Annotated in this window: 1 protein-coding gene; it reads left to right on the top strand. The window is 38.7% G+C overall.

From position 1 onward, the window contains the following. A partial coding sequence (mvaD, locus tag IDG60_RS00285) for a diphosphomevalonate decarboxylase (protein ID WP_206160344.1) occupies positions 1-576 on the top strand: 576 nt, incomplete at both ends.

Genomic DNA, 576 nt, shown 5'->3' with positions numbered 1-576 from the left:
CTTTTAACGACCAGTTAACACAGGATCAATTTTGGTTGAATGGTGAAAAGGTTAGTGGCAAAGAATTAGAGAAAATTTCAAAATATATGGATATTGTCAGAAATAGAGCTGGCATCGATTGGTATGCAGAAATTGAAAGCGACAATTTTGTACCAACAGCAGCAGGGTTGGCTTCATCGGCAAGCGCATATGCAGCTTTAGCAGCAGCTTGTAATCAAGCGCTAGACATGCAGCTGTCAGATAAGGATTTATCGAGATTGGCGCGAATTGGTTCGGGTTCTGCGTCGCGTAGTATTTATGGTGGATTTGCAGAATGGGAAAAAGGGTATAGTGATGAGACGTCATATGCCGTTCCACTTGAATCGAATCATTTTGAAGATGACCTTGCCATGATATTTGTTGTGATTAATCAACATTCTAAAAAGGTACCTAGTCGATATGGTATGTCATTGACACGAAACACATCAAGGTTTTATCAATATTGGTTAGATCATATTGATGAAGATTTAGCTGAAGCAAAAGCAGCGATTCAAGACAAAGATTTTAAACGCCTTGGTGAAGTAATTGAAGAAAATG

This window comes from Staphylococcus sp. EG-SA-2 (genome assembly GCF_017152085.1).
This window is presented reverse-complemented; position numbering and strand designations above follow the sequence as displayed.